We start from the raw sequence: 6,758 nt of genomic DNA, 5'->3' as shown, positions 1-6,758 counted from the left end.
TTATTGACTTTTTTATACGTTAATGGCATTTCCACATTTTGCGAAACGGTTAATTTTGGCATGAGATTGAAATTCTGAAAAACAAAGCCGATTTTTGCATTACGAAAATCAGCCAATGAATTGTCCGCTAACGTTTTGACATCCGTTCCTTCAACGATATAATCCCCTGATGTAGCTGTATCCAGACACCCAATGATATTCATCAACGTCGACTTTCCTGACCCCGATGGCCCCATGATTGCGACCAGTTCTCCTTCATTGATTTGCAAAGAGATATCTTTAAGGACTTTTAGTTCTTTCCCGCCTTGCCAATATGACTTCTGAATGTTGTTAAGCGTCAACACTTGCACCAACCTCCATTCCCTCGACCATTCCTGTTTGAGGCAAAGCAAGCTGATCTTCAACAGTCAATCCTTCGATTATTTCTGCGAGTTCATTATCCATCGGATTTACCTTTACTTCATGCTCTTTGATCCGATCATTTTCTACTTTCCATACATAATATTTTCCATCTTTTTCCATGAGGTATCTTTGGTTGATGATCACTTTTCCTGGCACAAAATCTTTCGGTAAAACATTGACATACACATTGGAACCAATCAGTGGCATTTCTTCTTTTGGATCGATCTTAACTTTATAAGGAAACTTAGATAAATTAGGATTCTCTTCTTTTTGGTCCTCTTGTTTTTCATCTCCAGTTAAGTTTGCCACCTGTACAATATTTCCTTGCCAAGTTTTCTCTGGGTCTTTACGATCCATGATTTCAACTCGCTGATCGACAGCGACTTTTTCACGATCAAATTCAGTGACTTGACCATCCACATACAAGTTCGAATCATCAAGGATCTCCATAAAATTATCTTCTTTTTGACGTTCTTTTGATTGATTGACTAAGTCACGATTCAACGATTTGATTCTTCCTGAGTGATCAGCTGTCACTGTGTCTTCATTCAGTCGTTCTTTTTCGTTTTCCTGAAGTAACTGTGCCCTTCTTAGTTCTGTTTCGGCATTCTTCACTTCATTGTCGCCAGCAATAGCTTCTGCATGTAGACCTGTGATTTCTCCTTCTAATGCTTTGATCGTACTTTGTAACTCTTCCGATTTTTCTTTTGCATAATCCTGTCTTACTTTTCCAAGCTCTGCTACTTTTTGGTTATGTGCTGTCCATTTTTGATTTGCAGTCACTCGTGCTTGTTCTACTGCTCTCACTTTGATTTCTACGTCCATTTCAGCTTCCACAACTTTTCTCTGTTGATCCGTTTGGTATGTAAACAAAGGTTGCCCTTTTTCTACGACATCTCCTTCATTTACCAGAATATCTTTCACTGTTCCTCGTTCTGGATCAATTTTGATTTTGTTGCTATTGTTTGGCATGACTTTTCCTGCTAAAATCAAATTCGCCGCTTTCACCTCATCAATAAGGGATTTGACAGACCGAGCTTCAATATTTGTTTCTGAATTTTCTTCTTTTGTTTTCCCACTAGAAGCAACCAGACTGACCGCACCAACTACTAGTAAAACGGTGAGGACAGCTACTGGCAAATACCACTTTCGATTAAATTTTTTTCTTTTTTTTTTATTCATGTGTTTTCTCCCTCATTAAGATCAGTCATTAATAAAAATTGCGCTTAGAACATTCGATCCATACTTAATCTTCGTCTTTTTCCGACACTTGTTCATCAAACTCTTGAACAATCGTTCCATTATCCAAAACTTTTTCCGTCCCTTCCTTTCCATCAATGGTTACTTTTCGTTCACTTTTTACTTTTGGTATCTCTGACTCACTCGTATCTTTAGTCTCTGAACTGCATGCTGCTAAAAGACCGACAGAACATACTAATACCAGATAACCTTTATACTTTGTTCCTTTTTTCATCATGAAAAACCATCCTCTTCTATTTGTTTTAGTTATGTTTCTCTTGTTATATTTACTATCATACATAACAGACCTATTCTCTTTCTAAAGCTAATCTGTTTTTTGTGTAATTTTTTTGGTAATTTTTTTTGAACAAAAAGATAGCGCTTAAATTTCAAAAAAAAAAAAACAATCCAAACGATTGTTGGATTGCTTTTGGCTAAATAGAGATATTCTACTATTATTTTGATTTTTTATTAACCATTTGTTAAATCATAACTCTCTTTCAGCAGATAAAAGAGTTGCTTTTCTGCGACTGCGCCATTCAAAGCTACACTTATCCAATGGTTTTTGTTCATATGATAAGCAGGATAATAGCCTTTACTCTTTTTCAGGATGGAGATGATTTCTGGATCTGCTTTGACATTGACGAGGGGAACTTGACCTTCGCCTTCTATACCTAATTTGTCTTTTTCAACACATACGATCAAACCAAACCATTTACCTGTCGATTGATGGCGGAACACGATATAATCTGGAAATTTTCCAAAAGGATGATCCATTTGGACACCTTCCAAGGTAGTAGCAAAATTGATAAGTTTATCTGTCAAATCCATCGGTAAGTTCTCCTTTCTGCCAATAAACTAAACTGAGTGGTCATGAAACAATTTAACTATGCTCTAGGTTAATTCTAGGATGTATTCGATCAGATTGACTAATTTCTTAACATTGTTCGTTCTGTTTTATCTACTCAATCACCAACCCCAAACCCGCCGCAATAATGATCGCTTGTTCTTGATTGACGATCAGTCCTCGAAGTAGCTCCATAGATAGATTGATTTGAGAAAAAGTATTCGTTGTAACATCTAATCCTTTCAGTGGCGTATTGACCCAATTTGAGCCTGAAAGGTCATTGTTTTCTACTACTAGATCTTTCCAATTGCTATCAAAAAAATCAGTATTTTTCAATTGATTGTCGCTAAACCTGACAAACTTCATATTCGTGTAGCTAAAAGAAGAGAGATTTGCTACACACTCTTCGAAAACACAATCACGCAAGAAGCTGTCTGAGAAATTGGTTCCGGTCAATTTGCATTGCTTGAAATGCACACGATGAAAGCTTGCACCAAACCATTCTAAATTTGAGAAATCACACTTTTCAAAAATGACATCGCTACATTCAAACCGCTCCAACCGAGATTTTTGCATCGCTAATTTTTTGATATGGCTATTCTTCAACACGATATTGCGAGAACTAAGATAGCTTTGGTCTTCCCCTTCAGAAACAATACCTGAAAAGGTTGTTTCATCCTCTAAATAAAAGTTTCCCTCAACTAATTCGGGCAGCTCTGGAGAAGCAATTTTCTTTGCCATACATTCAGCTCCTTTCTATCTGTTTGTTTTACTATCCTTATCATAACAGAATAAAGAAAAGATGACGTGATTTATTTCATAGTTAAACTTGCTTTTACTCGTATCTCCTGATGAGCGATTTAGCTTTGTTCCCTGTAGGAATTTGACAATGAAATAGCTTTCACCGTACACTATAGTTAAAGAGTAACTTATTGATAAAATACAATATCTATCTTTCTGGAGGCTTATATTTTGACTAATTATCATTCCAAACCATTCACATTCCTACGCTTGGCATTATACACCCTTTGTAGTTTAAATTTATACTACCAATTCATCACAAATTCGATCTTTACTTGGGCACTTTATTTGCTTGCAATGGGATTTGTAGCTTATGACGTGTATGATATGATCAAGAACCGGAAATAATGAATCATCGAAAAGATTATTTTATAAATATAAAAGAATCAAGCTAAACTGGAATGTTTTAGCTTGATTCTTTTACTTTGTATTGGTGTACTAAAGTGCTTGATTGTTTATACTTTTCCCTTTTAGAAGTTACATCAAACGCTTATACAGTTCAATGATTTCTGGTACTGAGGTATCTCGTGGATTGCCTGGTGTACACACATCTCGAAAGGCATCTTCTGCAATACTTGGAAGATCCTCGATTTTTACACCTAGTTCTGAAATTGTTTCAGGTATGCCAACATCTTTACTCAGCTGAGCAATTGCTTTGCAAGCGCCATCACGTACTTCTGACAAGCTCATTTCAGCTGCATTTGGAATCGCCAACGCTTTAGCGATTTCTCGATATTTTTCAGCTGTAAAGTCCTTATTGTACCGCATGATTGTCGGTAGTAGGGTCGCACATGCCACACCATGAGGAATGTTGTACCAAGCGGACAATGGATGTGCCATACCATGGACTAAACCTAACCCAACGTTAGAAAATCCCATGCCGGCAATATATTGACCTAAAGCCATTTCTTCACGAGCTTCTATATCACCAGTGACTGAATGTCGTAACGAGCGCCCAATGATTTCGATTGCTTTTAGGTGAAGCATATCGCTCATCTCCCAAGCGCCTTTTGTAATCAATCCTTCAATGGCATGAGTCATCGCATCCATTCCTGTGGCCGCTGCTAATTCTTTAGGCATGCCCATCATCAAGTCACTATCCACAAAAGCAACCAGTGGAATATCATGTGGATCGACACACACAAATTTGCGGTGATTTTCTTCATCTGTGATCACGTAATTGATCGTCACTTCTGCTGCTGTACCAGAAGTGGTTGGAACAGCAAAAATAGGTAAAGAAGGATTTTTGGTGTTCGCAACACCTTCTAAACTGAGCACATCTGAAAATTCAGGATTCGTGATGATCATACCGATTGCTTTGGCTGTATCGATCGGTGATCCCCCACCGATTGCAATGATACAGTCAGCAGTTGTCTTTTTGACGAATGCTACCCCTTGCTTCACGTTTTCGATGGTTGGATTTGGAATGATCCCATCATAAATTTGATACTCGATTCCTTCGTTGTCCAATAGTTCAGTTACCTTTGTTGCAACCCCAAACTTGACAAGATTTTTATCAGTTACGATTACTGCTTTTGTGAACCCTCTATTCTTGAATTCTATAGGGATTTGAGCAATAGCACCTTTACCAAAATAAGAGGTTTCATTTAAGATCATACGATTCACTGTCATTTGTTTCATCCTTTCGTTCGTTCATGGGATTTTTTTCACTCTATTTATATAGCGGTCCGAAATACTCACAGGCACGATAATCAGCACTTTCAAGATCTTTTGTACCAAAACCACTAAAGACATGTGGTCTGAAAATTCGGTCTTCAGAAACATTATGCAAGGCAACTGGAATGTGTAACATACTTGCCAGTGTGATCAATTCATCGCCGATATGACCATGTACTGTTGCACAGTGATTCGATCCCCAATGGTTCATGACTTCATACACTGTTTCAAATCCTGGTAAACCTAAAATCGGTGCAAACCAAGTAGTCGGCCATGTTTTATCTGTTCGTTCATCTAAAATATGATGGATCTCTTCATCTAACACACAGGTATATCCTTCTGCGATTTGCAGTGCTGGGCCGACACCATCTACAATATTGAGTCGGATCATGGTAACTGGCATTTCTGCATTCGTTCTGAAGTGGGAGGAAAAACCGCCACCACGGAAATACTCATAATTTGCTCGACACCAATCTGTTGCTTTTAAACAACTATCGATATCTTCTTGTGTCATGTTCCAGAATTCTTTCATCGTTCCATTGCCGGTTTCATCTTTAGCTGCGGCTGTTCCATCTAAGGCAGATGCACCTGAATTGATCAAATGAAGAATACCATTCCTAGCATGACCAGTTAATGTTTTGCCAGTTGTCTTCTCCACAGATTCTGGACTCCAGTAGGTTCGAACATCTGAAAAAATAGGCGATTTGTTTGTCAATAGTGTCCCAAATAGCATAGAAGCTGCGTTCAATGTATCATTTTCAGTTGCAAAAGCTGTCACGGGTCGCGGACCGTTCCAGTCAAAAGTCGAAGCCATGATTGCTTCAGTGAAATCTCCATTCGGTAGCCAATCTGTCCACTGACGCTGACCTTGGAAGCCTCCTGCGATCGCATCACGTCCTCTGGCTTCTTCCTCCCATCCGAGTTCTGCTAAGTTTTCATTCCCAAACATGATATCGCGAATGATGATTGCTTGTTTGGCAATAAATTCCCAATCTTGATCCGCAGGGACGACTTTAGATTTTGTGATGATCTCTGGGAATTTTTTGCCTTCGTTGATATCGATTCCTTCTTGGCAATTCTCTTTGATCCAATCCAATGCTTTTTTGTATTCTTCTGGGTCATAGATCTCAAGCGTTATCCGACGTAGGATTTCTGTCATATCCACAAATTCGATCGGCATGCCTAAATATTCTGTGAAAAATTTGCTATCCACTTGTGAACCGGCGATCCCCATACAAGATGAACCGATATTCACGTATGATTTGCCCTTCATTTGACCGACAGCAAATGCGCCACGTGCGAACGATAGGATTTTACGTTTCACGTCTAGCGGAATGGTGTTGTCATCTAATTCTTGGACATCATGACCATAGATCTTAAATGCTGGGTAGCCTTTTTGTGCATATCCTGACATCGCGGCAGCAAGATAGACTGCTCCTGGTCTTTCTGTCCCGTTAAAGCCCCAAATCGCTTTGATCGTATCTGATTCCAGATCCATCGTTTCCGTTCCATAACACCAACTTGGCGTCACAGATAATGTCGCTATGATGTTCTTTTTCGAAAAGTGGTCACGTACTTTTCCTGCATCTCCGCGCCCACCAATTGTCCGATCTGCAATCACACATTGTACGGGGGTTCCGTCGGCATAATACAAACTACTCTCAATCAATCGCTTTGCTTCTTGCGCCATGGTCATTGTTTTTTCTTCTAAGGATTCTCTGACTCCTCCTTGGCGTCCATCAATCACTGGTCTAATACCGATTTTAGGATAATTCTTCATATGATCTATTCC

Annotated in this window: 7 protein-coding genes; all 7 read right to left on the bottom strand. The window is 38.9% G+C overall.

The genetic code is table 11. The features are described from left to right. A partial coding sequence (locus I2F89_RS07735) for an ABC transporter ATP-binding protein (protein WP_195514107.1) occupies positions 1-344 on the bottom strand: 344 nt, incomplete at its 3' end. Beyond that, entirely contained in the window at positions 331-1,584 is a 1,254-nt protein-coding gene (locus tag I2F89_RS07730) for an efflux RND transporter periplasmic adaptor subunit (protein WP_195514105.1), read from the bottom strand. The genes I2F89_RS07730 and I2F89_RS07735, both read right to left, overlap by 14 nt. A 64-nt stretch (positions 1,585-1,648) precedes the next feature. Then, positions 1,649-1,879, bottom strand: a complete 231-nt coding sequence (locus tag I2F89_RS07725; protein ID WP_195514130.1) for a hypothetical protein — start codon at positions 1,877-1,879, stop codon at positions 1,649-1,651. Between the two features lie 233 nt (positions 1,880-2,112). Then, positions 2,113-2,472, bottom strand: coding sequence for an MmcQ/YjbR family DNA-binding protein (locus I2F89_RS07720; RefSeq protein WP_195514103.1), 360 nt, complete (start codon positions 2,470-2,472; stop codon positions 2,113-2,115). A gap of 130 nt (positions 2,473-2,602) precedes the next feature. Further along, complete coding sequence (locus I2F89_RS07715; protein ID WP_195514100.1) at positions 2,603-3,229, bottom strand: pentapeptide repeat-containing protein; 627 nt, start codon at positions 3,227-3,229, stop codon at positions 2,603-2,605. Between the two features lie 537 nt (positions 3,230-3,766). After that, positions 3,767-4,921 carry a lactaldehyde reductase gene (gene fucO / locus I2F89_RS07710; protein ID WP_229078067.1) on the bottom strand — a complete coding sequence of 385 codons (1,155 nt, stop codon included), beginning with the start codon at positions 4,919-4,921 and terminating at the stop codon, positions 3,767-3,769. Positions 4,922-4,961: 40 nt separating this feature from the next. Continuing rightward, entirely contained in the window at positions 4,962-6,746 is a 1,785-nt protein-coding gene (locus tag I2F89_RS07705; RefSeq protein ID WP_195514098.1) for an L-fucose isomerase, read from the bottom strand. Positions 6,747-6,758: the final 12 nt, after the last annotated feature.

Origin of the sequence: Enterococcus sp. 1001283B150225_161107_E12 (genome assembly GCF_015556925.1) — a bacterium.
Taxonomy (GTDB): Bacteria; Bacillota; Bacilli; order Lactobacillales; family Enterococcaceae; genus Enterococcus_B; species Enterococcus_B mundtii.
The sequence above is the reverse complement of the archived record's forward strand: the minus strand, read 5'-3'. Positions and strand labels throughout refer to the sequence as shown.

Excerpts from the sequence above, each read along its gene's own strand:
- I2F89_RS07725 (WP_195514130.1), bottom strand. The coding sequence starts at position 1,879 with ATGATGAAAAAAGGAACAAAGTATAAAGGTTATCTGGTATTAGTATGT.
- I2F89_RS07715 (WP_195514100.1), bottom strand. The coding sequence starts at position 3,229 with ATGGCAAAGAAAATTGCTTCTCCAGAGCTGCCCGAATTAGTTGAGGGA.
- fucO (WP_229078067.1), bottom strand. The coding sequence starts at position 4,921 with ATGACAGTGAATCGTATGATCTTAAATGAAACCTCTTATTTTGGTAAA.
- I2F89_RS07720 (WP_195514103.1), bottom strand. The coding sequence starts at position 2,472 with ATGGATTTGACAGATAAACTTATCAATTTTGCTACTACCTTGGAAGGT.
- I2F89_RS07730 (WP_195514105.1), bottom strand. The coding sequence starts at position 1,584 with ATGAATAAAAAAAAAAGAAAAAAATTTAATCGAAAGTGGTATTTGCCA.
- I2F89_RS07705 (WP_195514098.1), bottom strand. The coding sequence starts at position 6,746 with ATGAAGAATTATCCTAAAATCGGTATTAGACCAGTGATTGATGGACGC.